Origin of the sequence: Streptomyces sp. BK340 (assembly GCF_007827595.1) — a bacterium.
GTDB lineage: Bacteria > Actinomycetota > Actinomycetes > Streptomycetales > Streptomycetaceae > Streptomyces.
In genome coordinates, this window is sequence record NZ_VISR01000020.1 from 51168 (window position 1) to 76876 (window position 25709).

29 protein-coding genes, 4 pseudogenes and 1 CRISPR repeat array are annotated in these 25709 nt (G+C 68.4%); of the genes and pseudogenes, 20 read left to right on the plus strand and 13 right to left on the minus strand.

Annotated features, from left to right (window positions below):
* Window positions 1-26 precede the first annotated feature (26 nt).
* Window positions 27-439: pseudogene (locus tag FB157_RS29785) on the plus strand (DUF2637 domain-containing protein); the annotation flags it as partial.
* Between the two features lie 31 nt (window positions 440-470).
* A CRISPR array of direct repeats spans window positions 471-861; the repeat unit is 29 nt; unit sequence GGGACCATCCCCGCGGGTGCGGGGAGCAG.
* A gap of 102 nt (window positions 862-963) precedes the next feature.
* Here the strand turns inward: FB157_RS29785 and cas2e are convergent.
* On the minus strand, window positions 964-1281 hold the full coding sequence (gene cas2e / locus FB157_RS29790) for a type I-E CRISPR-associated endoribonuclease Cas2e (protein WP_145883874.1): 318 nt from the start codon (window positions 1279-1281) through the stop codon (window positions 964-966).
* A gap of 108 nt (window positions 1282-1389) precedes the next feature.
* Here cas2e and FB157_RS48720 point away from each other — a divergent pair, with 108 nt between their 5' ends.
* Entirely contained in the window at window positions 1390-1653 is a 264-nt protein-coding gene (locus tag FB157_RS48720; protein ID WP_186581741.1) for a hypothetical protein, read from the plus strand.
* Here FB157_RS48720 and FB157_RS48725 read toward each other — a convergent pair.
* Together FB157_RS48725 and FB157_RS48730 are read right to left on the minus strand one after the other, a co-directional pair.
* A pseudogene (locus FB157_RS48725) lies at window positions 1631-1795 on the minus strand (helix-turn-helix domain-containing protein); the annotation flags it as partial. The gene FB157_RS48720 and the pseudogene FB157_RS48725 overlap by 23 nt on opposite strands.
* 72 nt (window positions 1796-1867) lie before the next feature.
* Window positions 1868-2002 (minus strand): hypothetical protein, encoded by a 135-nt coding sequence (locus tag FB157_RS48730; RefSeq protein WP_261386605.1) that lies wholly within the window; start codon window positions 2000-2002, stop codon window positions 1868-1870.
* 180 nt (window positions 2003-2182) lie between these two features.
* On the opposite strand from FB157_RS48730, the gene FB157_RS29800 reads away from it, so the two are divergent.
* The 5 genes from FB157_RS29800 (at window position 2183) to FB157_RS29820 (ending at window position 7136) form a co-directional block, all read left to right on the plus strand.
* A complete protein-coding gene (locus tag FB157_RS29800) occupies window positions 2183-2683 on the plus strand; it encodes a hypothetical protein (protein ID WP_186581742.1) in 501 nt (166 codons plus the stop codon).
* 170 nt (window positions 2684-2853) lie between these two features.
* Entirely contained in the window at window positions 2854-3975 is a 1122-nt protein-coding gene (locus FB157_RS29805; RefSeq protein ID WP_145883763.1) for a helix-turn-helix domain-containing protein, read from the plus strand.
* A gap of 86 nt (window positions 3976-4061) precedes the next feature.
* The gene (locus tag FB157_RS29810) at window positions 4062-5303 is read left to right on the plus strand and encodes a helix-turn-helix domain-containing protein (protein WP_145883764.1); all 1242 of its coding nucleotides are present in this window, start codon (window positions 4062-4064) and stop codon (window positions 5301-5303) included.
* Window positions 5304-5579: 276 nt separating this feature from the next.
* Window positions 5580-6005 (plus strand): ATP-binding protein, encoded by a 426-nt coding sequence (locus FB157_RS29815; RefSeq protein ID WP_145883765.1) that lies wholly within the window; start codon window positions 5580-5582, stop codon window positions 6003-6005.
* A 228-nt stretch (window positions 6006-6233) separates the two neighbouring features.
* Window positions 6234-7136 (plus strand): TauD/TfdA family dioxygenase, encoded by a 903-nt coding sequence (locus FB157_RS29820; protein ID WP_261386606.1) that lies wholly within the window; start codon window positions 6234-6236, stop codon window positions 7134-7136.
* A gap of 139 nt (window positions 7137-7275) precedes the next feature.
* Here the strand turns inward: FB157_RS29820 and FB157_RS29825 are convergent, their stop codons facing one another.
* Window positions 7276-8049: a glycosyltransferase family 2 protein gene (locus FB157_RS29825; protein WP_145883767.1), complete on the minus strand. Its 774-nt coding sequence runs from the start codon at window positions 8047-8049 to the stop codon at window positions 7276-7278.
* 65 nt (window positions 8050-8114) lie between these two features.
* Between FB157_RS29825 and FB157_RS29830 the strand changes: the two genes are divergently transcribed.
* Genes FB157_RS29830 through FB157_RS29840 form a run of 3 tightly spaced genes read left to right on the plus strand, consistent with a single transcriptional unit; the run spans window position 8115 to window position 11923 of the window.
* On the plus strand, window positions 8115-9359 hold the full coding sequence (locus FB157_RS29830) for a nucleotide sugar dehydrogenase (protein ID WP_145883875.1): 1245 nt from the start codon (window positions 8115-8117) through the stop codon (window positions 9357-9359).
* Window positions 9360-9407: 48 nt separating this feature from the next.
* A complete protein-coding gene (locus tag FB157_RS29835) occupies window positions 9408-10787 on the plus strand; it encodes a hypothetical protein (RefSeq protein WP_145883768.1) in 1380 nt (459 codons plus the stop codon).
* Complete coding sequence (locus FB157_RS29840; RefSeq protein WP_145883769.1) at window positions 10784-11923, plus strand: glycosyltransferase family 4 protein; 1140 nt, start codon at window positions 10784-10786, stop codon at window positions 11921-11923. The genes FB157_RS29835 and FB157_RS29840 overlap by 4 nt, the downstream gene beginning before the upstream one ends.
* A 188-nt stretch (window positions 11924-12111) precedes the next feature.
* On the opposite strand, the gene FB157_RS29845 is transcribed toward FB157_RS29840, so the two are convergent.
* Window positions 12112-13029: a helix-turn-helix transcriptional regulator gene (locus tag FB157_RS29845; RefSeq protein WP_261386607.1), complete on the minus strand. Its 918-nt coding sequence runs from the start codon at window positions 13027-13029 to the stop codon at window positions 12112-12114.
* 218 nt (window positions 13030-13247) lie between these two features.
* Between FB157_RS29845 and FB157_RS29850 the strand changes: the two genes are divergently transcribed.
* The 4 genes and pseudogenes from FB157_RS29850 to FB157_RS29870 all read left to right on the plus strand — a co-directional run bounded on the left by FB157_RS29850 (window position 13248) and on the right by FB157_RS29870 (window position 15412).
* Window positions 13248-13457 (plus strand): hypothetical protein, encoded by a 210-nt coding sequence (locus tag FB157_RS29850; protein ID WP_145883770.1) that lies wholly within the window; start codon window positions 13248-13250, stop codon window positions 13455-13457.
* Between the two features lie 442 nt (window positions 13458-13899).
* Window positions 13900-14511 carry an ATP-binding protein gene (locus FB157_RS49480; RefSeq protein ID WP_315903847.1) on the plus strand — a complete coding sequence of 204 codons (612 nt, stop codon included), beginning with the start codon at window positions 13900-13902 and terminating at the stop codon, window positions 14509-14511.
* A 62-nt stretch (window positions 14512-14573) separates the two neighbouring features.
* Window positions 14574-14693: pseudogene (locus FB157_RS29865) on the plus strand (IS5/IS1182 family transposase); the annotation flags it as partial.
* Between the two features lie 92 nt (window positions 14694-14785).
* Entirely contained in the window at window positions 14786-15412 is a 627-nt protein-coding gene (locus FB157_RS29870) for a GntR family transcriptional regulator (protein WP_145883771.1), read from the plus strand.
* A gap of 142 nt (window positions 15413-15554) precedes the next feature.
* On the opposite strand, the gene FB157_RS29875 is transcribed toward FB157_RS29870, so the two are convergent.
* The 3 genes and pseudogenes from FB157_RS29875 to FB157_RS29885 form a co-directional block, all read right to left on the minus strand.
* Window positions 15555-15908 carry a cupin domain-containing protein gene (locus FB157_RS29875; protein ID WP_145883772.1) on the minus strand — a complete coding sequence of 118 codons (354 nt, stop codon included), beginning with the start codon at window positions 15906-15908 and terminating at the stop codon, window positions 15555-15557.
* Window positions 15905-16696, minus strand: a complete 792-nt coding sequence (locus tag FB157_RS29880; protein ID WP_145883773.1) for a carbon-nitrogen hydrolase family protein — start codon at window positions 16694-16696, stop codon at window positions 15905-15907. The genes FB157_RS29875 and FB157_RS29880 overlap by 4 nt, the downstream gene beginning before the upstream one ends.
* Window positions 16697-16752: 56 nt before the next feature.
* A pseudogene (locus tag FB157_RS29885) lies at window positions 16753-17091 on the minus strand (MFS transporter); the annotation flags it as partial.
* Between the two features lie 137 nt (window positions 17092-17228).
* On the opposite strand from FB157_RS29885, the gene FB157_RS29890 reads away from it, so the two are divergent.
* The gene (locus tag FB157_RS29890) at window positions 17229-17915 is read left to right on the plus strand and encodes a DUF2848 domain-containing protein (RefSeq protein ID WP_145883774.1); all 687 of its coding nucleotides are present in this window, start codon (window positions 17229-17231) and stop codon (window positions 17913-17915) included.
* Window positions 17916-17964: 49 nt separating this feature from the next.
* On the opposite strand, the gene FB157_RS49705 is transcribed toward FB157_RS29890, so the two are convergent.
* Window positions 17965-18186, minus strand: a complete 222-nt coding sequence (locus FB157_RS49705) for a hypothetical protein (RefSeq protein WP_145883775.1) — start codon at window positions 18184-18186, stop codon at window positions 17965-17967.
* A gap of 101 nt (window positions 18187-18287) precedes the next feature.
* Window positions 18288-19022, minus strand: a complete 735-nt coding sequence (locus FB157_RS29900; RefSeq protein WP_398947469.1) for a transposase family protein — start codon at window positions 19020-19022, stop codon at window positions 18288-18290.
* A gap of 646 nt (window positions 19023-19668) precedes the next feature.
* Here FB157_RS29900 and FB157_RS29905 point away from each other — a divergent pair.
* Window positions 19669-20115: a lamin tail domain-containing protein gene (locus FB157_RS29905; RefSeq protein WP_145883776.1), complete on the plus strand. Its 447-nt coding sequence runs from the start codon at window positions 19669-19671 to the stop codon at window positions 20113-20115.
* A gap of 194 nt (window positions 20116-20309) precedes the next feature.
* On the opposite strand, the gene FB157_RS29910 is transcribed toward FB157_RS29905, so the two are convergent.
* The 3 genes from FB157_RS29910 to FB157_RS29920 all read right to left on the minus strand — a co-directional run bounded on the left by FB157_RS29910 (window position 20310) and on the right by FB157_RS29920 (window position 23334).
* Complete coding sequence (locus tag FB157_RS29910; RefSeq protein ID WP_145883777.1) at window positions 20310-20981, minus strand: hypothetical protein; 672 nt, start codon at window positions 20979-20981, stop codon at window positions 20310-20312.
* A 705-nt stretch (window positions 20982-21686) separates the two neighbouring features.
* The gene (locus FB157_RS29915; protein ID WP_186581745.1) at window positions 21687-22031 is read right to left on the minus strand and encodes a hypothetical protein; all 345 of its coding nucleotides are present in this window, start codon (window positions 22029-22031) and stop codon (window positions 21687-21689) included.
* Window positions 22024-23334: a serine/threonine-protein kinase gene (locus tag FB157_RS29920; protein WP_261386627.1), complete on the minus strand. Its 1311-nt coding sequence runs from the start codon at window positions 23332-23334 to the stop codon at window positions 22024-22026. The genes FB157_RS29915 and FB157_RS29920 overlap by 8 nt, the downstream gene beginning before the upstream one ends.
* A 484-nt stretch (window positions 23335-23818) precedes the next feature.
* Between FB157_RS29920 and FB157_RS29925 the strand changes: the two genes are divergently transcribed.
* The 4 genes from FB157_RS29925 (at window position 23819) to FB157_RS29935 (ending at window position 25686) form a co-directional block, all read left to right on the plus strand.
* Window positions 23819-24115 carry a hypothetical protein gene (locus FB157_RS29925; RefSeq protein WP_145883780.1) on the plus strand — a complete coding sequence of 99 codons (297 nt, stop codon included), beginning with the start codon at window positions 23819-23821 and terminating at the stop codon, window positions 24113-24115.
* Window positions 24116-24750: 635 nt separating this feature from the next.
* Complete coding sequence (locus FB157_RS29930) at window positions 24751-25206, plus strand: hypothetical protein (RefSeq protein WP_145883781.1); 456 nt, start codon at window positions 24751-24753, stop codon at window positions 25204-25206.
* Window positions 25207-25298: 92 nt separating this feature from the next.
* Complete coding sequence (locus tag FB157_RS47515; protein ID WP_186581746.1) at window positions 25299-25466, plus strand: hypothetical protein; 168 nt, start codon at window positions 25299-25301, stop codon at window positions 25464-25466.
* 28 nt (window positions 25467-25494) lie between these two features.
* Entirely contained in the window at window positions 25495-25686 is a 192-nt protein-coding gene (locus tag FB157_RS29935) for a hypothetical protein (protein WP_145883782.1), read from the plus strand.
* The last annotated feature ends 23 nt before the right edge of the window (window positions 25687-25709 follow it).

Genomic DNA, 25709 nt, shown 5'->3' on the forward strand with positions numbered 1-25709 from the left:
TGGCCGCGCCATTGCAGCTGACTCGGATGCACCGCATCTCATCGGCGTGGTCGTTTCCGGTGCGTTGATCATCGCCGGCATCGGCTTCGCCGGTTCGTACGCGGCCGTCCGTGAGCTGGCCATCAAAAAGGGCTTCGGGAACTTCTCCTACGTCTTCCCGGTCGGTATCGACGCGGGCATCTGTGTCCTGCTCGCCCTCGACCTGCTGCTGACCTGGATCCGCACCCCCCTCCCGCTGCTGCGCCAGACGGCCTGGCTCCTGACGGCGGCGACCGTCGCCTTCAACGGCGCCGCAGCCTGGCCCAACCCGCTGGGCGTGGGCATGCACGCGGTGATCCCGATCCTGTTCGTCATCGCCGTCGAGGCGGCCCGGCACGCGATCGGCCGCATCGCCGACATCACCGCCGACAAGCACATGGAGACATCAAGGCGTGGGCGTACCAGGTCGAGCTTCTGCAGGTGAGCGCTTCGGGACCATCCCCGCGGGTGCGGGGAGCAGGTGTTGAGGCATCGCCAGGGGTCTCGGATCCTGGGACCATCCCCGCGGGTGCAGGGAGCAGCGCTCCCGCGCCTACGCTCCGAAGACCTGGGACCATCCCCGCGGGTGCGGGGAGCAGCTGCCCTTCCTGCCGACGAACAGCATGATTTGGGGACCATCCCCGCGGGTGCGGGGAGCAGTTCTGGTTCAAGAGCACGGTGATGTAGGGCATGGGACCATCCCCGCGGGTGCGGGGAGCAGCGCAGGCTGAGCGCTTCTACCTCAACCGGATCGGGACCATCCCCGCGGGTGCGGGGAGCAGCGTTTCGCCGCTCATGCTGCTTCCTCCATCTGGGGACCATCCCCGCGGGTGCGGGGAGCAGACTCAGTGACCTGCGGGTTTATGACCGCAGGTCACGGAAATTGAGCACTTCCATGTAATCCGACATCTGCTGTAAATAAGGGCACATCAGGCGTCCAGCGGGTCAGCGTTTACCGAAGCGGCGGCGCTTGGCCGCCTTGCTCCAACCCGACTGGGGTGGGGTCACCGAGGAGGAGGAGGCTCGGTCGTTGGGGCGGCGGATCAGGGTGAGGCCCTCGTGGTCGACGGGGTGCCAGGCGTGCTTATGGGTACAGAAGGTAAAGCCTTGCTCGTTGTTGGTGATGTGGGCAAGCAGAGCGCGACCCTGGCCAGAATACTGGCGGACCTCATCCCACAGTACGTCGCGGACACAGGCGGAGGGGCTGCCGATGAAGACGCCGGGCAAGATTTCGAGCAACCAGCGAGTGAGGAAGCCGCGCAGGCTATCGACGACAACCCGCGGCGCGGGCTCGCACTCCGCCAGGCGCTACGTGAACTCACCGCCTCAGCGGGAAAACCGCATCAACCGCAATAGGTCAACGCCGCCGCCGTGCCGGTCGGCGTAGTCGGTGCAGCGCTCAAGCTCGGTGGCGAGGTGGACCAGGGCCTGATGGATGTCGGCGACGTCAGCGCGGCAGGCCGTGCCTGGCGCACCCGTCCGACGTTCCCTGCCCTGCGCGAGCACTCTTCCGGGTGGTCAACAGGCTCGCTTTTCGGGGTCCACAGCCCCGACGTCGACGTATTCCATGTCGGTGAAGCAGACCTCTTCCTGTCCGGCTCCGGCCGTTCGGGCCGCCGCGCGTACGCATCGTGAGCAGGCGATGCACGAAACCGTAGGACCTGCCGCAGTCCTGCGCGAGGGTCCGGATCGAGGCACCCTTGTCGTATGACTTCTTCAAGTCGGCGCCCAGTTTCTCCCTGACAAGTCCCTTGAGCTGGGCGCGGCTTCGCATCATATCGGCTCCCTGTCCGTCTCGTCGCAGACCGTGAACAGCCACTGCCGTACGCCGGGAGCGATGCCGGGCGGCTCACGGCCGGGTGGCGTCGATATCGCTGGCGTTGATCAACGCCGTCCTCAATTCCTCCAGCGCGGCCGGACGTCCGGGCTGTGGCAGGGCCGTCGCGGCGTCCAGCAGGGCGCGAGCGTGCCATCGTCCCGCCACGTCCCGACGGCGCGGGAGACCAGCAGGGCGTCCTGGCTGCCGGGGTGGGCGGCGGTCCAAGAAGGAACGCCAGGCCCTGCCCCGCCTGCAGGTGATCGCCATGACCGACTATGCCGCCGAACTCGACGAACTCATTCAGAGCGTCACCGCGGACGGCAGCAAGGAAGGTACGAGGTCGGCGTGAACGACGAGACACGGCTGCGTATCCGGCATACCTTCGACCGCCTCCCGGCCAGCGGAAGAGCGCTCACGGACATCGACCGCGGGCTGATGGAGGCGTTCGAGCGGCTGATGCACGGGCTGCCCGAGCTCACCGACGGCAAGATCACGGTCGTGAATCTGTGCACGGAGGCCGGTGTCTCCCGCGCGTCCTACTACCGCTCGCCGGTGGCGCAGGCGGTGAAGGAGATCCTGGAAGCGCCGCAGACCCGCCGACCGGAACCGGAGGAACTGCGAGCGGAGGTATCCCGGCTGAAGAAGGCGGAGCGTGAGCTTCGCAGCGAGCACGCTGCCGAGATTCGGGAGTTGAAGGACACCGTGGCCACCTACGCCAACCAGATCCAGGTCCTGGCCTTGCGCAACGCCGAACTGGAGACAGAGAACGCCCGTCTCCTTGAACGGCTGCGGCAGTGGGGGGACAACATCGCGGTCCTGCCGGCCCCGAGTCCTCCTTTGCCCTGACCGGGCGCGTCACCTGCCCGTTCGCGTGGCCTTCAGCGGTGTGACTAATGTGTCGCGCGACAGGCATATGCGGCCCGCCACGGGGGACCTGCTCCTCCCAGAACGACAGGGGCGGGCCTTTGACCTGGCAGAGCACGTTTCGGGCGAGTGGGTATGCGAGCTATCTGGTGATGCGCGAGCTGGACGAGACGGCCGCTGGCGGCCCGATTGGGGCCCGCCTGGCCGCCTGGCGCCGCCGCCGGGGACTGACCTGGGATGACCTTGCCTCCAACACCGGTCTGGAGCCCGATTACCTCGCCGGGCTGGAGGCAGGCCGGGAGTGGATGGACCGCCGCGGCCGACTGGCGGCGCTGGCCACAGCCTTGCGGCTGGATGTCGCGGACCTGACCGGTCAGCCCTACCCGCCACGCGGGGAGGAGCACGCGGCGGTGCGGGCGGTCGCCTTCCACCTGCGGCGCCGCCTGGTCCACCGACAAGCTGACACGGCCCCCGGCGTGCTGCTGGAAGACCTGGCGGAACGGACCCGGGCTGCCGCACGGGCCAATGCCGCGGGCGATGAGCACCATCTCGCGCTCGCGCTGCCGGAGCTGATCGAGGCGGCCGACCGCGCGATGGCCGCCGCTGCGGGGCCAGGGCGGGAGGAGGCGGTGCGGCTGCGCGTGGACGCGCATGTGCTGGGCGCCGGGCTGCTGCGTCGGCTGGGCTACAAGGACCTGGCGTGGATGCTGCTGCACCGGGCTCGTCCCGGCACGCTCGAACCGCTGCCGGTGCTGGTCGAGGAGGTGCGGCTGCTGATCGATCTCGGCCTGCCGGAGTACGCGCTGGCCCGCGCCGAACGCGCCGAGGACGCCGGAGCCGACTGGCAACTGCCGGCGCTGGCCGCCGTCGCCCAGGCTATGGCCGGGCACCGCCCGGAGGCCGAACAACTCCTTGCCACCGCCGCCGAACGGGCCACCGACGCACGGGAGTCGTCCCTGGTGGTCGCAGCCCGCGCCGCTGTCGCCGCCGAGTACGGCGACGCGGGCGAGGCCGCCGACCACGCCCGCGCGGCGGACCAGGAAGCCCTCAGCAGCGCGGGCCGCTCCGGTCTGCTGCTGGTCGCCGCAGCGGCCGAGGCCCGCCAGGACCGCGCCGACCAGGCCGCCGCCCGGCTCGTCGAGGCCGAAGCTGTGGCACCGCTGCGGCTGCGGCTGGACCCCTTCGCCCGGGACCTGGTCGCCGCGCTCATTGACCGCACCACCGTTCAGGCCGCGGCGGTCCGGGATCTGGCCGAGCGGGCCGGGCTGCGGTGATGCCGCTCGTCTTGGCGGGAAAGACCCCTGGGGGCGGCAGGCTCGCCCTACGCTACGGCTGAGGCACGGGAGTTGAGGCGGGGGCGATGGACGAAGAGCAGGCCAGGCGGATCGGCGAGCGCCTGCGGTCGGCCCGCCGCCAGCGCGGGATGAGCCTGCGCAACCTCGCGGGCCTGGCCGGGGTGTCGGTCGGCTACCTGTCGATGGTGGAGAACGGCCGGCGGCTGCTGGATCGCTCCAGCCACATCACCGCCTTCGCCGAGGCCCTGCAGATCGCCCCGTCCGAGCTGACCGGCCAGCCCTTCGCCCCGGCAGACCCGCATGCGAGCGCGGCGCATGAGGCGATCCCAGCCCTGCGGCTGACGCTGATGGGGATCACCATGGCCACCCCGCCGGACCGCCGCCCGCCCCGGGTTCCGGCGGCGGTGCTGGCCGAGCGGGTGGAGAAGGCAAACCGGCTCTACCACGCGGCCGAATACGGCACCCTCGCCGCCGGGCTGCCCGCCCTGCTGTCCGACCTGCACGCCGCTGCCGAGGCCGCCATCGGTGCCGCCCGGCACCCGTTGCTGAAGCTGCTGGCGGACGCCTACCACCCGGCCTGCACGCTGCTGCTGAAGAACCTCGGCTACACCGACCTGGCGTTCATCGCCGTCACCCGGGCGTCCGAAGCGATCGCGGAACTGGATGATCCGGTCTACTCCGCTCTCTCCGGCTTCTTCCACACCCATGTGCTGATGTCGGCCGGCAGCCCCACTCAGGCCCTGGCCCAGGCCACCGCCGCGGCCAACACCCTGGAAGCCCATCTGACGAGCCTGGCCGCGCACGCTCTGCTCGGCGAACTCCACCTGATCTCCGCCACCTCGCTGACCCAGGACCGGCAACGGCCCGGGAAGGCCCGCGCCTCAGAAGTCCGCGGCCACCTCGCCGAGGCCGCGAACCTCGCCGGCCGCACCGGCGAGACGCGCGCCTGGCACCTGAACTTCGGCCCCACCAACGTCGGCATCCACAAGGTGAGCCTCAACACCGACCTGGGCCTGCACGGCGAGGCCGTCACCGCCGGGGACGGGGTACATCCCGAGGCCCTGGAACACGCTCCGGGGAGGCAGGCAGCCTTCCACGCCGATCTGGGCCGGTCCCTGTCCCATCTGCGCGGCCGGGAGGCCGATGCGGTCGCAGCCCTGCTGACCGCCGAACAGATCGCCCCCCAGCGCATCCACGCCAACGCGCCGGTGAGGAACACCGTCGAGTTCCTCACCGACCGGCAGCTGCCCGCCCACACCGCCCGGGACCTGCTGGGCCTGGCCCACCGCATCGGCCTGCCACTCTGACCGGCGGCGCCTCTTCGCCCGGCTGGGGACATAAGCCCGTACGCGTCACAGTCGTACGCGGCTGAGTACCTTCGCCCGTACACACCTCAGCGCGGAGTCCGTACGCGACGGAGCACGTTGCTTCGTACACGAACGATCCGTGCGGCGGTGCTTCGTCGGCCCTGAACCGGTTCGGGGGTCCATGGGTTCACGACGGTGAACACCCCTGCGTGCCGGGGCCCTTACCTTCGGTCACGGTCCGGGCGGTTGCCGCCCGGAGAGAGGGTGAGCTGCGCGATGTCCAGCACTGCGATGCACCACGACCTCCAGGTGATCTCCACGGCCGAGCACGTCCCGCTGGCCCGGCGCGAGACCGTCAACGTCCTCGCGAGCTGGGGTATGTCCGAGCAGGTCGTGGACACCGCGTGCCTGATCATCAGCGAGCTCGTGACCAACGTGGTGCGGCACGCGGCCGTGCTCTCGCCCACCGCCACGGTCACCTTCACCGTCGAGGACGAGGCCGAGCTGGTGCTGGCCGTCGCGGATGCCCACCCGTTCAAGCCGAAGCCTCTGCCGGCTGCCCACGACTTTGGGGGCCGCGGCCTGTTCCTGGTCAACGCCCTGGTGAAGGAGGTCCATGGCCGGGCCGAGGTCGTCCCGGACCCGGCTACTGGCGGCAAGCGGATCGTCATCCGCCTGCCCCTGGTCCCCGTCCCCGCCTGATCCATCGCACTTCCGCGCAAAACCTCCGCAGGCGAACTCCCGTCACAAGAAAGGGACATGCTGATTCACCAACGCCGGTACTGACCTCGCCGGTGACCCTGGCGGCAGGCACGCCCCTGAGGCCCCACGGCCCGACGAAACACACCCGCTGTCGGACCGCCTTCGGCGTCCGGACGACAGCAGCACCCGAACGACACCCCGAGAGTGCCAAGAGAGAAGGGGCTCCGCGTGTTCATCGACATCCCTAGCGAACTCGAAGCCGCTCTGATCGACCGTTTTCTCCCGCCCTGGGAGCTGGACGGTTCGTTCCTGGCGCGGTCCACCATGGAGGAGTACCGGACGGAGCTGACAGTCACGCCGCGGTTCGAGGAGACCGCCGCGACGCTGCACCACGCGCTGGCCGGGGAGGGTGACGGATACGCCGTGCTGCGCCTGGGGAACCTCGCCAAGGCGCTGGGGGTTGACGACGACCGGTTCCTGCGGCTGGCGACGGGCTTCGCGGCCGAGGTGGCTGTCCCCTTCTCGCCCTTCCCGCGCTGGCCCCTCTGGAAGGACATCGGGGTCAAGGTCGACAAGGACCCCGGGAAGTCCAGCGGCATCGGGTACAACGCCTTTCACATGGACCTGGTGAACGGAACCTTGCCCCCGGACTACACCACGCTCCTGTGCGTTCGCCCCGACCCGCTCGGCGGCGGCCCCAGCATCCTCTCCGACGCACACGCTGCGGTGGCGCGGCTGTCGGAGGACAGCCGCGCCCTGCTGGCTGAGTCGGCCTACCACTACGGGACCTTCTTCGACCTGTTCGGCGTGGGCGAGGAGTACAAGCCGTTCCCGATCTTGGATGGCTCCGACCCGGGCGAGGGGTTCGTCCGGTTCACCGCCAAAATGCTGGAGCGGTCCCAGCTCAGCCAGGCTCACGCCGACGCCGCCGGGGAGCTCGCCGAGGAGCTCGTCCGAGGGCAGGTCTCCTTCATGCTCCAGCCCGGGGACTACCTCATCGTGAATCAGCGCCGCTTCCTGCACGGCCGGGAGGCGCTCCACAGCGGTCAGGAGAACGTCCCGGTCGCCGACCGGCGGCTGCTCCTCCAGCTGTTCCTGCGTGCGAGGGCCGGCGACGGCTCGGCCGCGTAGCCGGCGGACGGCACCGGTGACCCACCGAGTCCCACGCCCGGGTCCCGCCCCCGAGCACGCCGCACGGCCACGGGGCGGGACCCGGTCGGGCACCCCCGGAAACAGTCGCGCACCAGGCTCCCTGGGCCCGTGCGCGGAGCTAGATGCGAGAGTTGCGCAGCGACTGCCACACAGCTCCGGCCAGCGCCCGCGTCGACCGGGGAACCGACAGATGCTCGTGCTCGCGGTACAGGGCCCAGTTGTATTGCACGAGCGACAGCTTGTTGGAGGACAACGATCCCGCCTGGTGGGCCCTGTACACCGCAAGCGGCTCATCCAGGCCGCGGGCGTCAGCGCCGTCCCGCATGATCGACAGCCAGAGGGCGTAGTCCTGGCGCTTACGCATCTCCGGCATCAGCCTCGTGCCCAGGACATTGCGGTCGTACATAGCGGTGAGGGCACCGATGTGGTCTCGGACCAGCATCGCGCGGTAGTCCACGTGCTCCCGCGCACGGACCACCCGCCCGTTCGGGACCCAGTCGGTGCTCTCGCCGTCGTAGTCGGCGTCCATCTTGAAGTACGAGGCGAACGTCAACGGCGCAGTGCCCTCCGCAGCGAAGGCGAGCTGCTTCTCGGTCTTCTCCGGAAGCCACATGTCATCGCTGTCCAGGAAAGCGATGTAGTCCCCGCGGGCCCGCTTGATCGCGAGGTTGCGGGCCCGGCCGGCACCGCCCCGCTCGGGTGCCGACTCCGGCAGGACGCGCTCGTCCTGCTCAGCGAACTCGCGGAGCAGGTCCATGGAGCCATCGGAGGACTGGTCGTCGGTGACCAGAAGCTCCAGGTCGCTGTGGGTCTGCGTGAGCACCGATCGGACGGCTGCGCCGAGCGTGGCGGCCGAGTTGTAGACGGGCATCACGACGGACACCAGGGGCACTGCGCTTCTCCTTGCTCGGTCAGGAACGACGGTCCATTCAAACACTGGAATCACTAGGAGCTGTCATGCATGTTGTTGTCGCTGGTCAGGGCTATGTGGGGCTGCCGCTGGCGGTGCGCGCCGCCGAGGTGGGCCACCGAGTCGTCGGCTACGACGTGGACACGGACCGCATCAAGCGGCTCACCGTCGGTGATTCGTACGTGAGGGACGTGGACTCCTCGCGGCTCCGCGAGGTGCTGGACTCCGGGGCCTACTCCGCGACCGCCGACACTGCCGCTCTGGCCGGCTTCGACATCGCGGTGATCACTGTGCCGACTCCGCTGACCGAGGGCGTGCCCGATCTGACCTACATCGAGTCCTGCGCCCGGACCCTGGGCAAGCACCTTCGCCCTGGCGCGACGGTGGTCCTGGAGTCCACGAGCTATCCCGGCACCACCGAGGAGCTGCTGCTGCCGATCCTGGAAGAGGTGTCGGGCCTCAAGGGTGGGGTGGACTTCCTGGCCGGATTCAGTCCCGAGCGGATCGGAAACAAGCGGTGGTCGTTCGACGGGACGCCGAAGTTGGTGTCCGGAATCAACGCCACATCACTCGATGTGATCAAGGGTTTCTACGACGGCATCTTTCAGACCACGGTGCCGATGTCCGGGACGAAGGTCGCCGAGCTGGCCAAGCTGATCGAGAACACCTTCCGATTCGTCAACATCTCCATGGTCAACGAGATGGCGATGCTGGCCGCTTCCCTCGGTGTGAACATCTGGGAGGCGATCGACGCCGCCGCGACCAAGCCCTTCGGATTCACGCGGTTCACCCCGGGGCCGGGAGTCGGCGGGCACTGCCTGCCCGTTGACCCGATGTTCCTCTCGTGGAAGGCCCAGCAGGAGCTCGGCGTCCCCTTCCGGTTCGCGGAACTCGCCGCCGACGTGAACCGCCACATGCCCGACTACGTCGTTCGGCGTGTCGTGGAAGGACTCGACAAGCGCGGGCTGCCCGCCAGGGGATCTCGGGTTCTGCTGCTCGGCCTGACCTACAAGTTCAACGCCACCGACCTGCGCAATTCCCCTTCGACTCGTGTCGTCGAACTTCTCATCGACCTCGGCGCCGACGTGCGCGGCGCCGAACCCAACGTCCCGAGCGACGCCAAGCTGGACGTGCCCAGGGTCGATGCGACTCCAGACGAGGTAGCGGCTGCTGATGCGGTGGTTCTTCTCATGGACCACCCGCGATTCGACCTCCCGATGATCGAGCAATGCGCGACCTATGTTCTCGACTGCCGAAACCGCTTGTCAGGAGCGAATGTCGAGACCCTGTAGCTCCCGAACTCCCCTGGCCCGCTGCAGACTTCAACCCCAGGAGTTCCCTTGCGTGACGAATGGGAGAACGCCCACACGGACTACACCCGGCCCGCGCAGCGCCCGGCCCCGGCCTCGCTGGCCGAGAGCGAGGGCGAATGGCGCCGCTACCTGGAAGGTGACACCCCCAACGGCTGGCTGATCCAGCACAGTGCGATGACCGACGCGCTCGTCAGCGGCCGACCCATGTACCTGCTGCACACCACCAAGGACATCGCCGCCATCCGCACCAGCGGCGAGCTGCACGTCTCCACCGGTTGCCTGGTCGGGGCCCTGTACTGCTCCCCTCTGGCCCGTCAGCGCGAGGGACTGCGCCCGCACAACCTCGGGGCCTACCTGATGCAGACGAAGCCCAACACCACACCCGTGATCTTCGAGGTCATCCCGGACGCTCCGATCCCCACCAAGGGCGTGGACTATCTGCACCTCGGGGCCATTCACCTGCGCACCTACCTGCGCTACCAGAGCTTTCTCACCCTGGCCGAGAGCGACCAGCTTGACCATGCCGTGGCGGCCGGGCTGGGCGCCGCGGCCGTGTTCCTAGACACGGCTCTGCGCAACGCAGCCGGCCGCGCCACGGCGGCTCCCGAGTTCATCGACCAGTTGGCCGCTGCCGTGCCTGCCGTGCCGTTCCTCGGATACCTGTACTTCGAGGTGCTGTCCGAGTACCTGATGCTCCACTCCACGACTCCAGAGACCAAGAACTACGCCCAGGCCGGGGAGCTGAACAATTGGCTGTACAAGCGACTCGCGTTCGCCGCCGTGGACGGCATGCACCAGTTGTTCGACCTGGCCCGCTTCCACCCGCGCCACCAGCAGCTCGTCCAGCTCATCGAGGGTGTGGAACCGGCGCTCGCCCCGGGGGCTGCCGAGTACGTACGGCGGCGGCTGTCCCACCTGCTCGCCCGGACCGCGCTGCACCCGTCCCAAGACGCGGCGTCGGTCAGCTTCCGGGGCACTGATCTCAGCACGCTCCGGCACGTCGCGCCGGGCCTGATCGGTCAGATGGTCTTCCGTGAGATCCGGTACATGCGTCGCTACAAGCAGCTTTACCACTGCTTCGAGAAGGCCAAGGCGCTGGAGGCATGGAACTACTGGAACCACGAGGGCATCCCCACGCCGTTCAACGGCATCCTTCCCAAGGGCGAGATCGGGATACACCCCGTCTACCCGCGGTCAGCCGTCAGAGCGTGGACGGCTCAGCAGGACAACAGAGGTCTCCTGCACCCGGTCCAGGAGGTGAACGCCGTCCTCACGCCACACCTGGCGTCGTGGTGGGCGCCACCTCGCAACCGCAGCCGGAAGGCCACCACCGATCCGCGGATCACGGTGGACCGTAGTGCCTCGCTTCCCGCCCGCCACCTATCGATCAAGGGGAACTCCGCATGACCACGAAACCCCTGACCATCCTCACCGGAATCAACCGCACGTCCGAGCCCTCGTCCGGGAGCCTAATCCTCGTCAACGACCTCTACCGTGCCATGCCTGACACCCATACGATCTACCTCGGCCGGACGCCGGTCGATCAGGCGTGGAAGGCCGCGTTCGATCACCTGATCCCCCTCTCCACTACGAAACGCCCCCAGGGCCCCGGCTTCGCCGACTACGTGGACGAGCTGACGCGTGAGGTCGGTGCGCTCGTCGAGAAGATCCAGCCGAACGTCATTCACGCTCAGTACCTTGGGTTCGCTCTCAGTCTGGCCTTCAGCAGAACCGCCGGCAGCATCCCGATCGTCGCCATCGCCCACGGTCCCGACGTGATGGCGGCCGAACGCAGCCCATCGGAACGCGAGGGCATGAATGAAGTCGCTGCCGCAAGCGCCGCGATCGTCGCCCCGACCTCCGCCCTCGCCGACCACATCGACCGTCTCACCGGACGCCGATTCACTGATCGACTCACCATCATCCCGTGGGGTATCCGGTTGAGCGATGCCCAGGTACGCGATCAACCGCCTACTGGAATCGGACCGCTGTCTCTGGTGCATGCCGGTCGCCTGGACGACAACAAATCCACGATCACCGCCATCGAAGCCCTCGCTTTAACCGATCAGCCGCACCACTTGACCGTGATCGGCAAAGGAACGCTACGGGAGGGTCTGGAACAGCGGGCTCTCGAACTCGGGCTGCGGGACCGGGTTCGGTTCGATCCGTTCGTGTCCCGCACCGAACTGTGGCGCCGCCTGCCGAACTTCGACGCCTTCGTCTTCACAACCAGAGGTCTGGAGGCTTTCGGGCTCGTCCTCATTGAGGCCCAAGCCCACGGACTTCCGGTTGCCTACTCCGATCTTCCCGGTGCGAGGGACATCCTCGGGAGCACTGGTGTTCCCTACACTCCTGGCGACCCGCGCTCGCTGGCCGTGGTCCTGGACGACATGAGCCGGGACTTCCACCGGCGCCAGGCCCTGACCAAGGCGGCTCTCAATAACGCGCGCGGATACGACATCACGACCACCGGCCGCCAGCTACGCGAGCTGACGCTCTGCGTTACGAAGTCGTACGCACCGAAGCCATTATCGCCACCCTGACGACTTGCGCGTTGCTGCCTGGCCGACGACCTCGTCATGCGGCCAGGCAGCAGCGCAGTCTTGAGACACTCCCGGACTGGAACAGGTTGACAGACGGCATAACGGCAGTGCTCATCCACTGGCACCAGGACGGAGCCGGGTCCTGCGCATTCGTCAGCAGCGTCGCCTCGGCCGCCTTCAGGTCCTGGTCATGCGCCGGCGTTTCCCATCGCGGCGTGTGCACGGGCCCGGCGCAGATGGAGCACCGACTGGGCCACGGGGTGCTTCGTGTGAATGAGGGCCTGGCTCAGCGGCTCCACGGCCGACTCTGGCTTCCCGAGCCAGATCGCTTGATACGCGAAGTCTGACAAGACCCCCGAGCCCTGGTCTCGGTCCCGGACAGTGTGTGCGTTGGACAGTGCGGCGTTCCACAGCTTCCCGGCCGCGCAGTGCTGGCCCTGGTCGAACCTGTACCAGCCGCATGTACTGGCGAGCGACGACGCCAGCAGGTGCAGACGGCACCCCGTCGGCTCGTTGTAGCGGCCTGCCTCCAGCAGGTCCATGGCCGTGTCCAAGTGCGCTTCGGCCAGCTTGATCATGTGCTGGCGCTTCTCCGTTGGGAGCGACGACAACTTCGCGCCGGTCTGCTCCAGCCAGCTCATCAGCTCCTCGTCGACACGGGTGCCGCCGTCTGCGGCAGCTGTGAGGCGTTCGGGTTCCAGGTCGGCCCACTGCGAGGCGAGCCCCGCCAGGGCGAGTGCGCTGTAGGTCAGGAAGGTTCGACGTTCGCGGTCCATCACGGCTCTCTGTGCATCTCGAAGGGCGTGGACGGTGTACGCCGACCCGAGCGGCACCGGGTCCTCGCGGCCAGGCAGCCAGTGAGGCCACGGATCCCGCTCGAGGTCGGAGATCGGTACGTCGAACGCGTCAGCGATGAGGAGCTGCGATTCGACGTCGGGCTTCTTCCGGTCGTTCTCCCACCGACTGACGGCCGCCTTGTCCGCCCCGCACCGAAGCCCCTCTGGACGCATCCGTGCGGCCTTGTGCATCCGGGTTACCAGATCGCTCTGCGACCAACCGCGCAGGAACCGCGCATATGCGAGGGGATGCCGGATCGGTTCGTCCACGGAATCAACCCCATCATCGACAGCTGCCCCGAGGGTAGCGAGTGTGCGTCCGGGACAACCCCGGGACAACACCCAATACCTGGATGAGGCACGGAAGTTGGGCTGTACTCGTCATCCCCGGAAGCGTTCGACGCAGACCCGGACACCCCCCGCACACAAAGCGACGCGCCGCCGTACTCCCGCGCGCCCAGAGAGAACCCCAAGAAGGGACTTCCTACGTGGATCGCTGCTTACCCCGTCGCGAACGGCTGCTGACGTCATCCAGGCCCCTGCCGGACTTCGACGTCGTGGCCGCGAGCGGACCCTGGCTCCACTGTGCTGACGGCCGCCGGATCTTCGACGGATCGAGCGGACTCATCTGCGTGAACGTGGGACAAGGCAGCCCCAAGGTCTTCTCCCGCATCGAGCAGCAGTTCCCCCGCTCCTAGTTCGCAGGCGCCGCCGTCGTGCGGCCCCACACCCAACTGGAGCTGATGGGCCGCCTGTGCCTTGCGGTGGGACGTCCCGAGGACTCCGTCGCGCTGATCACCTGCGGGACGCTCGGCGTAGAGATCGCCGTCGGGCTGGCCCGCAACATCGCGCGCGTCCGCGGGGGGAAGTGGCTTCACGTTCGTCCTGGCGCCGGGCCGGGACCCGCAGCCGTTGCACGCACCGGCTCCACGAGATGTACCACGTCAACGAGATCGAGGACGAGCTACTCCGCAGCCGGCTACACCAGTGTGGGCGCGGTCCTGGTGTCCCCCGAGATCGCACCGCTGCTCCGCCACGACAGCGCAGACCCCCTGCCCGCGATGGGGACCATGGCCACCCACCCCCTCCAGGCGGCGGCCTGCCTCGGTGTCCTGGACGAGCTCGAATCCATGGACTTCGGTGCTTTCACGGCTCGCGGACCGCACCTGGGACCGGCGCATGCGCGAGATCGTCCGTCCCGACCTGCTGATCCTCGACGACTTCGCCATGCGTCAGATGACAGCCCCGCAAGCCGACGACCTCTATGAACTCATCTCCGAGCGGCAGGGCCGGTCCGTGATCATCACCAGCAACCGGGCACCCAGCGAGTGGTATCCGCTCTTTAGCAGCTCGATGGCGCTCCTGCCTCGTTGCCCTTGCCGCGTGAGAGGCTACCCGGCGACACCAGGAGAGGGATGGAGAGCTGGCGGGATGAGGTTCGAGGGCGAAGTCTGGCGACTGATGCGGCAGGAGGACCTGCTCGGCGAGATCGTGATCGACGAGGCCGACTTTCCATGGTTGAACGGCCGCTTCGTTCCAACGCCGACGTTCGGAGATGTGAAGCCGTGGTTCGACGAGTCGTTGGCTCTGCTGGAGGCGGAGGAGTACGAGCGGTTCGACGACTCCTACGACCAGATCGCGGACACCTTGTCGCTGGTGGCCCCGTCAGGTCCGGTCGCGGAGTTTCTTCTGCACATCAGTGACGGCCGTGCTTGGTTCAGGTGGAGTGACGAACCATTCGATGAGGTCTGAGCCCGCCAGACCTTGGGGAATTGCGTGACCACAGCCCCTGGGGAATTCCACCGTCGTCGACACGAGCCTTCGCCCGACTCAAGTCCTGGCGCATCATGCGACGAGCACGCTGCTCCACCCGCCGCATCAGCCGCACCGTCCAAGCCATCCACGTACTACTGACCTGCGACTATTCAGGATGAAAGAAGTTCACTGACACCAAACCGGAACATCGCACAGGGAAGCGGCGTGATAGCGTTTGCATACAAGCTGTATGCGATGTCTGGGGGTTGCCGTGCCGTCCGGTCGGGAAAGGGCGTACGCGTATCTCAAGGACACGGTGCTGACGGATCCCGAGATGCAGGGGGTCTTCCTGTCGGAGCAGGAACTCGCCGACCGGATCGGTGTCTCCCGTACACCGATCCGGGAGGCTCTGCTGCAGCTCGCGGCCGAGGACCTGGTCGAGCTCGTGCCCAAGCGCGGCGCCCGGGTGGCGCCGTTGGCGGGGCGGGAGATCCGGGAGCTGATGGAGTTGCGGGGCATCGTCGAGCGGTACGCCGCCCAGCAGCTCGTCTCCCGGGGAGGAGCGCCGGTCGCGGAGCTGCGGTGCCTGCTGGAACGGCAGCGCGAACTCACCGGGGAGGACCAGGCCCGGGAGTTCATCGCCGTGGACCACCAGTTCCACTCGGCGCTGGTGTCCGCCGTCGGCAACACTCTCCTGGATCGGCACTACGACGGTCTGCGAAGCCGTCAGGTTCGCGCCGGAGTGGTGGCCCTCTTCAACCGGCAGGGGCGTCAGGAAGCCGTACTGGAAGAACACGGGGCCATCCTGGACGCCCTGGCCGCCGGTGACGCCGAGGCGGCGTGTGCCGCCATCGACCACCATCTGGGGTCGACGCTCAAGGTACTGCTCGCGGGCTAGACGCTCCGGCGGCTGGACCCGCATGGTGGAACGGCCTGACCACCTGTGCATCAGATCTTCCCCGGCGCTTGGGCCACTCCGGCGACGCCCTCGTGGGCTTGCCGGCCGCCGTACCGGGGTCGCGTCTGCCTCGGTCCGTCGATCACTGCCTGCCGGGGTCAGGGTAGGTGATCACCAGCATGGTGACACCGTCCTGCGACGTCCAGGGGCCGTGCGGCATCCCGGGAGGGCGGCACGCATACATGCCCGCGGTGAAGGTCCGGCCCAGTGTCAGGTCGTGCAGCGTTCCCTCGACGAGGTAGACCTCCTCCCAGAAGTCGTGGTGTACCACGCCCTGTGCCGAGGTGTCGGTGCCCGGAGCCCAGCGGACGAGCGCGGTACGGCACCCGCGCCCGGGGTCATCGGCCAGGACCCGCTCCTCGACGCCCGGGCCGGCGCCGACCGGGGTGCTCCACGGTCCGCCGGGGAGGTGGAACTCCAGCTCGGGCTTGCTCACCGCCACACCTCCGGACGCCGGTTGGCCAGCACGGAGGTCTTCTGCCGGACCGCGGTGACCTCGTCGATGTCCAGGTCGGCCAGTAGCAGTTCGGGCTCGGCACCGAGGGAGTTGCGGACCGTGCCGTCGGGTCCGACGACCTGGCTGTGCCCGATGCCCGTCGGCAAGTGGCCCGCCGGAGTACCCGGGCAGGCCTGGTCGACGGCGGCGACCCATACGGTGGCGTCCAGCGCACGGGCCCGCACCAGCAGCTCCCATTGCGCGAGCTTGCCAGGCCCGGCGCCCCAGGAGGCGGCCAGCAGCGTGCCGACGGCTCCGGCGTCGGCGTGGGCCCGGAACAGTTCCGGGAAGCGCACGTCATAGCAGGTGGCGAGGCCCAGCCGGGTGCCGTCCACGTCGATCACCGTCGGGGTGGAGCCCTGGGCGACGGTCTCGGACTCGCGGTAGCCGAAGGCGTCGTACAGATGGATCTTGTCGTACGACGCCTCGACACCGGCCCCGGTGGCCAGCAGGGTGTTCGCCACCCTGCCGCCGGGAGCCGGGGTGAACATGCCGGCTACGACCACCGTGGAGGTGGCCCGGGCGATCTGCCGTACCCCGTCGGCCCAGGGACCGTCCAGGGGCTCGGCTACCGGGGCCAGCGGGGTGCCGAAACAGGCCATCGACGCCTCCGGGAAGACTACGACGCGGGCTCCAGCGTCCGCTGCGCGCTGGGTCCATTCCTCGATGAGCCGGAGGTTCTTCTCAGGATCGGGACCGGTGATGAACTGGCTCAGGGCGATCCGCACGGTGCGGTTCCTCCTCTGCGGGACGGGGTCGGGGGAATTCACAGGGAAACGGACGGGGGGAGGACGCCGATCAGGAAGGTGGCCGCGCCGATGAGGACCAGCGTGGCCATCAGCACCTTCTCGCGGCCGATCACATCACCGAGGCGACCGAAGACGACCCCGCCGAGCGGACGCGATACATAGCCGACCGCACAGCTGGAGAACGCCAGGAGCGCTGCGGTGAGCGGGTCCTCCGAGGGAAAGAACAGCTTGCCCAAGACCAGGGCAGCCGCCGCGGAGTAGACGGCGAAGTCGTACCGCTCCAAGGTCGTGCCGGTCAGGCTCGCGGCGAAGGCCCGGCCGACACCGGAGTGCCTGTCGTATGCCCTCGCGTCGCCGTTCGAGGTGTCGTGCATGGTTCTCATCCTTGCTCGGGGACATCGACCCTCTGGCATACTTCTTGTATACAGGTCGTATGCGCAAGTCCTGCGCGAGAACTCGACCACGGAGAATGCCGGCCGTGGTCCCTCACCCGATCTGCGGGAGTGCCCTCATGGCCGTACTGACCTTCGAACTGCCCGACGGATCGACGCGCGAGGTCGACGTCGTCCAGGTCCTCAACGCCGGGTACGCCGGACGCAGTCAGGAGGACGTCGCCGCGCACGTCGCAGAGCTCGCCGAGCTGGGCGTGCCCGGCCCGTCCGTGACGCCGGCCCTCTACCCCGTCTCCCCATATCTGGCCCAACAGACCGACCGGGTCCTGGCACAGCATGCGCGCACCTCCGGGGAGGCGGAGTGGGCGCTCGTGGTGACGGACGGCGGGGAGCTCCTGCTGACGGCCGCCTGCGACCATACCGACCGTGACCTCGAGGTGCACGGCGTGGCCTGGAGCAAGAACGCCGGCCCCGACGTCCTCGCCCGGCGCGCCTGGCTCCTGGCCGACGTCGAGTCCCGCATCGACGAACTCACCCTGCGCGCCTGGGTCACGCACGGCGACCAGCGGACCGAGATCCAGCGCGGCACCCTCGCCGAACTCCTCACCCCCGCGTACTGGGTCGACGTCCTGCGCTCACGCGGCGCGCTCACACCCGGCACCGTCCTGATCTCCGGCACCATCCCCATGGCCCCTGGCGTCGACCAGTTCGCAGGCGGCTGGAGCGTGGAACTGGGGGACCCCGCCACCGGGAACACCATCCGCCTCAACTACGACGTCCAGCCGATGCCGGCTCCCATCGGCTGACACGACCGCTCGCCTGTCAGGCAGAGAGACATCTCACGTGCCCAAGAAGTCACGCCGCGACCGCGAGATCGGCTGAGGAGGAGGTGAAGGCCTGTTGCTCGTCGAAGGGCTGCCGCGTATGCAGGCAGTGGTGGAGTTGGCCGATCACGCGATTGAACAGATGCCGCTGGGCCCGGGCAGCGAATGCCGGGCCAAGCCCTCGAACGCACTGCAAACCGCCGTCTTGGCTGGCCTGCGGTACGTCCCTACGCTCAAGGCCCGTGACGACCATGGTAGCCACCCCGCCACCGCTTGGGCAGGTCCCAGCTGTCCGCACTAACGACCTCGTGCACGGTTGGCTGTGGCACGTCGAGGTGCGTGGACTGTCGGTGTTCACGCTCGAAGGCTGCGGCCGAGGGTAGCGGTCTGCTGGTGTGAGAGCAGACTGGCGACGGCTTGGACGATGTCACTCATGTGTTCGCGTCGGCCATGGTGGCGGGCGAGAGCCCGCCAGTTTTTCAGGTGTGCAATGCCGTGCTCGACGCGGATGCGCCGCGAGGAATGGGCCTTGCGTTGCTGCTCGTGCCGCTCCTCGTACCAGGCAGGAGCGTTCTTCTTGAACTTGCGATGTGGTGGTCTCAGCACGCGTCCGCCGGTCTGCGCGCCCATGCCCTCGTAGCCAGCATCCGCGAGGATCTCCATGAACGGGCCGTCGGCCAGGAGCTGGGCCAGTCCCAGCTGCCGGGCCTGGGTGATGTCGGCGCAACTACCCGGCCGGACAGGGCTGCAGAACAGCATGCGTCCCTCGGCGTCCGTGAGGACCATGGACTTCACCGCGTTCTGCTTGGTCTTTCCGGAGACGAATTTGTCCCGGTCCTGGCGGCCTGCGGCCGGGCGTCGCACACGGATCTCCGTGCCATCGATGATGCCGGTCCCGCTGGCGCCCAGGTACTCGATGACCTCGGCGAGAGTGCGCAGTCGGATGCCCCGGGCGACGGTGCAGCCCCGTTGCGCCAGCAGAGGCCGTACCTCGCCGATGGCACGGGTGACGGTGGAACGGTCCACGCCGAACCAGCAGGCCAGCACGTCGTGCGTGGCGCCATGGCGCAGACTGACCAGCGTGGCCAACAGCCGATCGATGAAGACGAACTTGTGCCTCGCTCCGGCTCCGACCGCCCGCTGCCGTGGCCGAGCGGTGAGCCGAGCCTGATGCTGCTCGCGCCACAACGGCGCTACCTCGGCGACAAGTGCAGCGAACACCGTCGGCGACAACCCCGTGACCCGGTACTCCGCCACGATCAACTCACGCGCCCCAACCCCCATCCATGCCCAATTCAACGAGCTACCGAGCCGCCGAGTACGGCCAACCGTGCACGAGGTCGTTAGTCCGGTCGGTTGGGGAGGGCCGCTGTTACTCACTTTCGGGTGACGATGCCTCAGGGACCGAGGTGCCGGATCGGTATCGGCACACCAGACAGGCCAGTGACGGTACGGCCCGCTTCCCTGACAAACGGCCAGTCCGGCGCGTCAGAGGCATACATGGACATTGCAGTGGAGAGTCACAGAAATATGCTGAACTCGTAATGACGCACACATCTCCCCCACGATTCGGGCGCACGGGCTGCACAGTGTGAGTGCGCGGCCAGCCGGCCGCCACCCGCACAACGCACCACCACCGGCCTGCGGCGTTTCTTACGCCGGCAGGTTCGTACCGGGGGGTGCCATGGACTCCTGTAGGGGGATCCTCGTGACCGTTTCCGCATCCGTGCGTCGCATGACCGCCGTTGCCGCCGTAGCGGCCGCCGCCGTGGCCACTGTGGCGCTGCCGGCCGCGGCCGCCGACCACCACCCGGGCCGCCACCACAGCACCGTCTACATCAGCGCCGTTCAGTACGACTCGCCGGGACGCGACGACCGCTCCAACCGCTCCCTGAACAGGGAGTGGGTGGACATCACCAACAACAGCCGCCGCGCGGTCAACCTCGACGGCTGGACCCTCTCGGACGAGGACGGCCACACCTACACCTTCGACCACTACCGCCTCCAGGGCCGCTCCACCGTCCGCGTCCACACCGGCACCGGCCACGACACCCGCACCGACGTGTTCCAGGACCGCCGCCACTACGTCTGGAACAACGACTACGACACCGCAACCCTGCGCAACGACCACGACCGCTTCGTCGACGAATACTCCTGGGGCCAGCACCGCATCCGCCACTGACCCCACCTCACCCCCTCGCCGGTGAACGCCTCATCGTCGTTCACCGGCAACCGGTGGGTGTGGCACGCGCCCAGGCGCGTGCCACACCCACCGGGCCGTCGACACGCGGCACCTCGCCCCTTGGTCGCCGCCGACAGGCCGCAGCGATGAACCTGGCGGCCTCGCCACCCAGGCAAGCAAAGCTGAACTGTCCGTCAGGTGAGACCGAGCCGGCTGAGCGCGGTGGTCCAATCGGAGACGATGGCCTGCTGCGCGGCTTTGAGGGTGACCTTCCCGGAGCAGACCGCGGTGTGCAGCTTCGTCTCCACCGGGTCCTTCTTGTTGTTCACCCCGCTGCCCGGCTGGTGGCCCGGATCGGCCGGCTCGACCCAGAGGTTGCGGGCATCGTTCGGGTCACCGCCAAGCTGGAGGGAGATGAGGTGGTCATACTCCGCGTCCCCGAGGCTGCCTGTGTAACCGTACGAGGCGGCATTCAGCTGCTTCTCCTTACGGGTGATGGACTCCGGCGGCCGGATGTTCTTGGTGTAGCCGCCCTTGCGGCAGATCGTCGAGCCCAGGTTCGCCTGCGTCACAGCCGGCGAAGTTGCACCCGGTGTGCACGCCGGGTCCTCGAGGGGCTCACCCTTCTCGTACCGGAAGTGGCAACGGCCCGCAGGCGGCTGCTGCTGCACCGTGTACGTCGTCTGCGGTCCCGCACCCACCGGAATCTGCGCCGTCCCCGCAGGTACGGCCGTCCCCGACGCCCCCGCCGCCGACGCTCCACCCCTGTCCGAGACACCCGCCCCGGAATGCGAACCGGATGAACAGCCCGCCACCAGCAGGCAGACGAGCAGCATCCTCGGCGCAGCCCGGCGAATGGAACCCATGACAACCCCTCACGAACAAGCAACAACTAGGCAGATACTCCCCCACCCAGACACCCTTCTACCGCTCGACTTGAGACGCAAAGGAGACACGTACCGACCAGCCGGGGAGGGTGCACCGGATCCGAGCCCGGCTCATGGATCTTGGATACTGCTGCGGGCGGCCGCCCACATCACGCCCCACTGACCGTCACCGAACCACACAGGCACAGCACTACGTCACGCCCGGCTCGGCCCCCAAGACCCCTGGCACACCATCAACGACAGTGGACTACAGCCCGAGTCCATCGACGACATCTCACCCGCGTTGGTGAGCGCGCCAAGATCGAGATCCGATTCACCGACGGAACCATCCCCGCAGGTGCGGGGGGGGCGGAGCTGTTGGCGGAGAGGCACCCGCGGCCCGCAGGCACCACCCCACCATCGTCCCTGCCATCAGCACCACCAGGACGTGACCGTTCACCAGCCGAGTCCCTTCACCGGGAGGGAGCGGGCCCGTTGCCCCTCCCTCACCCTTCCGGGACGGCCGGCAGCAGGACCGGCAAAGAATCTTTCCGCTCTCTTGTTCTTGCGAGGTCTTCGCCGATCGCCTCGCACAGCGGTGCCAGGGCGCGGGGCAGCGCGTGGGGCGCCGTCCTCGGCGGCCGGTTCCAGACAGAGCTCGACACCGGCTTCACCATGGCCGGTGAACCCTTGGGGGCCGACCCGTCACTCCTTTCGATTCCGCACCGCGAGCACGGCGCCGGCGAGCGCGGCGATCCCGCCGCCGATCATGGGTACCACCTGCATCGACGCTTTGTGGTCCACGGCGTAGAACCCCAGCCAGACGAAGGCCACCCCGAACCCCACCACGATCGCCTGCTCAAGCAGCCGAAACCCGTAGCCCGCCCACTGGTCGAGGCGTTCGCGGCGCAGTTGGCTCTCGACGAGGTCCCGTCGCCAGGCGAGGTGGTCCGGGTCGATCTCCTGCCACTTGCGCGCCTCGTCGGCTGCGGGGAAGGACGGCACCATCGAGGCGGGCGCCTCGGCAGGCGGTGTCTCCTGGTCAGACATCACTCGTCCCCCTGCCCCTGCCCCTGCCCCTGCCCCTGCCCCTGCCCCTGCCCCTGCCCCTGCCCCTGCCTGATGATGCGGCTGCCACCCGCTGGTCGACCGTCAGCAGTACCTCGTCCACGCCCTGTTCGGCGGCAGTACGGCGTCGGTCACGCTCCTCGTCGGTCCACGGTTCGGGTGGTGCAAGCGATCGGACGTAGCTCCGCCATAGGGGTACCTTGGGGGAGCGCCGGTGTGCGAGGGCCATGCGTGCTTGTACAGCGAGGACGCAGACTCCGAGGGCGAAGACCACCCAGGGCAGCAGAGTCACGAAGAAGCCCGAGACGTCAGACGCACTGACGTGCGCCAGTGCCAAGGCGCCTGCCATCGCGAGGACCAGCCCGAGCCCCCACTCGACCACGCCGACGAGGTAATTGACCGTCGCCCTGCGCTGCAACACACGGGATCGCAACAGACGGGGTCGCGTCGTGGAGGCTCCCGCCGCGCTGGCGCTGGCACCCGAGTACGTCTCCCTTTCGCCCCAGCCGAGCTCCCGCCGCGCCGCGGCCACCGTCAGCCGCCTGTCAGGGTCCTTGACCAGGAGCCCCTCGATGAGCCGTTCAAGCCTGCCGCTGTGCCCCAGTGGCGGCGGCTCCTCCATCACGACGGCCCCGAGGGTCGCCACGACGCTCTCCCGGTGGAAGGGCGCGTGCCCTGCGACGAGGTGGTAGAGCGTCGCCCCCAGCGAGAACAGGTCACTGCTCGGCATCCGGAGACCGCCGTGCAGGACCTCGGGGGCGCTGTAGTCCGCCGTGGCGAAGCTCTCATCGTCGTCCCGGGTGGTCTCGAAGTCCGCCCATGCCAGTGCGCCTGTTCCGGGAAGCAGGACCCACCGGGATTGATCTAGGCGGATGTTGGCGGGCCGTACATCTCCGTGGACAACCCCGGCCTCGTGTATGGCCTCCAGCGCGGCAAGCACAACCCTCGCGACCTCCCGCGTCTCCCCGGTAGACATCCGGCCGCCGACCAAGAAGTCGGCGAGGGACGGGCCGGCGACAAAGGGCGCGACAGCCCACACCACACCGCCTGCCTCCACGACGTCGTCCACAGGGATGACGTAGGGATGGCCCCGCAGCCTTCTTGCGGCCGCGCGCAGGGCCCCTGCCACCCACTGCGTCCTCTCCGCATCTGCCGCCCCGACTTCCTCGATCGTCACCTCCTTGTGCAGTTCCTCGTCGTAGGCCGTCCACACGCGCCTGTACCTGCCGGATCCGATCTGACTGCGGACCCGATAGCGCCCACCGAGCACCCGCCCAGGCTGCATCCTCTGCACCACGGCCCCCCTCCCGTACGGCCGAAGACGCCGTACCCACCGTCCCGCGTCGGCAAGCCCCCGCCACCAGTTTCACCATCTCCTGGCTTCGTTCACGTGAAGTAGCAGTGATTGGTCATCGCTTTGGGCAGCAGCTGACGATCTTGCGTGCTGCGGATGTTCACCAGAGATGACGTCGCCCAGCGGCGATGAGGATCGTTGAAACTGGGTCTGGCCGCAGCTTCGTGAGAGAACTTGGAGCGCCCTGCCCTGGCAACAGGGTTGAGTAGAAAGCCTCGGCCCCCACGTCTCCGCGCGACTACCGTGCTGCTGGCAGATCGTCGTGACCAACGAAGGGAGCTGAGTCGTGCTGACCACTACGCACCCGCCGTAGGTGCCTCTGGAAAGCCCAGGGGGCCTACGGCGGGTCTCGATGTCCCGAACTGTCCGCACGACTCCCAGGCGATTCCGCGTCCAAGAGGGCGCATCGGAGTCCATGTCGCTGTACGACCTGCGCTATGCGACTGCTGAACTGGCCCAAGCCGTCCGCGAAGACGGTCGCCCCGCCCCGGCGAAGACGCTGCGCCGGCTCACCTCTTGGCAGTGGATGGTGCTCTACTGCAGGAAGGGCTCGTTTTCCGCCGAGATCGCCACGACTGAGGGCCGCGCCCGGCTTCAGAGTCGACTCGAAGCCCAGCGGATCCGCGCACTGCACCGCGCCGGCCACGAACTTGACGACGCGGACATACCGCCGGTCCGCCACCGTCATGGTGTGCTCTGGAATGCCTGGTAGAGGCGAAGCGCCCAGGATTGACCGGCACTCGCGAGCGTAGGAAGTGCGCACTGGTGGTGTCCCTCCGCCCGGAGGGCCGCCAAGCAGGAGCCTGCGCAGCCATCCGGCCTTGGCGGGCGCTTCGGTCCGCGCCCGGGTGCTGGCGAGGCGGTAGTACAGAGCCCCCCGCTCGCCGCATTGACCTCAACTGACCGAAGCGGCTCCAGCAGGCGCACAGGCCTCCCGGTATGCCCGATGGACAACCGCCTGGGGGTATCGGATCGCAGTCCGGGCTCGAGCCAGCGCTTTCGCCGTTCCTGTCCCACGTGCTCGCGGGCACAGGCACCATGGTTTGTGCCAGGGCGAGTTGACCAGTTCCTCGGTGCGGCGCTATCTGACGGTGGCCGCGGCGATGCAGTCGCGGAAGGGGCCACATGATTGTGCTGGGGTGGGTCGTCGCAGTGACGGCCCTGGGAGTGCGGTGGGTTCTCTGGCGGCTTGTCCGGCACCCCGGGGGCTGCACGTACGCGTTTCACAAGGAGCACCAGGAGGCACGCAGCGCTCCGGAAGATGCTCGCAGCGCCGTGCGCGGGCTGCGCAGAACAGCTCGTCGTGAAAGATGGCGGGCGTCGGCTGGGGGGAAGCGGGCGGAATGGGTGTACCGGCGCCGGGTCCGCCGGGCCGAGTCCGAGCTGGAGCAGCTGGGCGCGACGTACCGTGGTGCACGTGTCGAGAAGCCGGGTGACAGGCCGGCCCCACGGCTGCTCTTCCAGGACCGCATCGCCTCCACCGGGCTCGCCGTGCGGCCGGTTCGCCCGCCCGGAACTGTGTGGGTCGGCTTCGCCCCGGCTATCGGCGTGCGCGATCCCGACCTGCCCGAGCAGACCGTGACCATCGCCTTCGGGCCCGGGAGGCCGGACACGCCCCTCGTCTTCTCCGACGGACCGCGTCAATCCCCCCACCGCTACAGTGACGGATCGCTGTGCATGTGGTGTCCGGGCGATCCCCCTGAGCAGTGTTGGGACCGACGGCGCGACGGCCCGATCGTGCTCCTGGGACTGGTGCTCGCCCACCTGATGCGCGAGGAATGGTGGCGCCGGACCGGTGGGTGAGCCGACCCAGAAGCCCCGCACACCACCACCGCCACTGCCAGCACCCCGGAGGCCGCCGCATGACCCGCTCCCCTCTCGCGCTAACACCCACCATGCACACCACCGCCTCCGGAGGCGGAACCGGGCTACTGCTGGCCATGGTGGTGTCCGGCGTGTTCCTCGGCGCGCTGATCACCGTCACCATCAATATCTGGCTCAGCCGCCGCAAGAGCCACGAGGAAGAACGCAACCGCCCCCGAGCCGCCTTTCTTCGCCGATGACTTCGCGGTCCACAGCGCGTACAAGGAGTTGCCGTACGCGATCCGGCGGCGGCGCGCCGACCAGCTCGCCGAGGAACGTATCCGGCTATCGGAAACCCTCCGGGAGATCCAGTCTGACCTGGCCTACCACCAGGCATGGACCCTCCTGGAATCACCCGCGGTCGGAGCCGCTTTCCAGAACCTGGTCGACCATGGCATGCCGTCGCTGGCGCAGCGATGAGGGAAGCCTGGGCTGCTCCCCCG

Bases quoted from the DNA above. Each gene is read 5' to 3' on its own strand.
- FB157_RS29805 (WP_145883763.1), top strand. From the start codon at position 2,854: ATGCGCGAGCTGGACGAGACGGCCGCTGGCGGCCCGATTGGGGCCCGC.
- FB157_RS29810 (WP_145883764.1), top strand. From the start codon at position 4,062: ATGGACGAAGAGCAGGCCAGGCGGATCGGCGAGCGCCTGCGGTCGGCC.
- FB157_RS29815 (WP_145883765.1), top strand. From the start codon at position 5,580: ATGTCCAGCACTGCGATGCACCACGACCTCCAGGTGATCTCCACGGCC.
- FB157_RS29830 (WP_145883875.1), top strand. From the start codon at position 8,115: ATGCATGTTGTTGTCGCTGGTCAGGGCTATGTGGGGCTGCCGCTGGCG.
- FB157_RS29840 (WP_145883769.1), top strand. From the start codon at position 10,784: ATGACCACGAAACCCCTGACCATCCTCACCGGAATCAACCGCACGTCC.
- FB157_RS29890 (WP_145883774.1), top strand. From the start codon at position 17,229: ATGGCCGTACTGACCTTCGAACTGCCCGACGGATCGACGCGCGAGGTC.
- FB157_RS49705 (WP_145883775.1), bottom strand. From the start codon at position 18,186: ATGGTCGTCACGGGCCTTGAGCGTAGGGACGTACCGCAGGCCAGCCAA.
- FB157_RS29905 (WP_145883776.1), top strand. From the start codon at position 19,669: ATGACCGCCGTTGCCGCCGTAGCGGCCGCCGCCGTGGCCACTGTGGCG.
- FB157_RS29910 (WP_145883777.1), bottom strand. From the start codon at position 20,981: ATGGGTTCCATTCGCCGGGCTGCGCCGAGGATGCTGCTCGTCTGCCTG.
- FB157_RS29915 (WP_186581745.1), bottom strand. From the start codon at position 22,031: ATGTCTGACCAGGAGACACCGCCTGCCGAGGCGCCCGCCTCGATGGTG.
- FB157_RS29920 (WP_261386627.1), bottom strand. From the start codon at position 23,334: ATGCAGCCTGGGCGGGTGCTCGGTGGGCGCTATCGGGTCCGCAGTCAG.
- FB157_RS29925 (WP_145883780.1), top strand. From the start codon at position 23,819: ATGTCGCTGTACGACCTGCGCTATGCGACTGCTGAACTGGCCCAAGCC.
- FB157_RS47515 (WP_186581746.1), top strand. From the start codon at position 25,299: ATGCACACCACCGCCTCCGGAGGCGGAACCGGGCTACTGCTGGCCATG.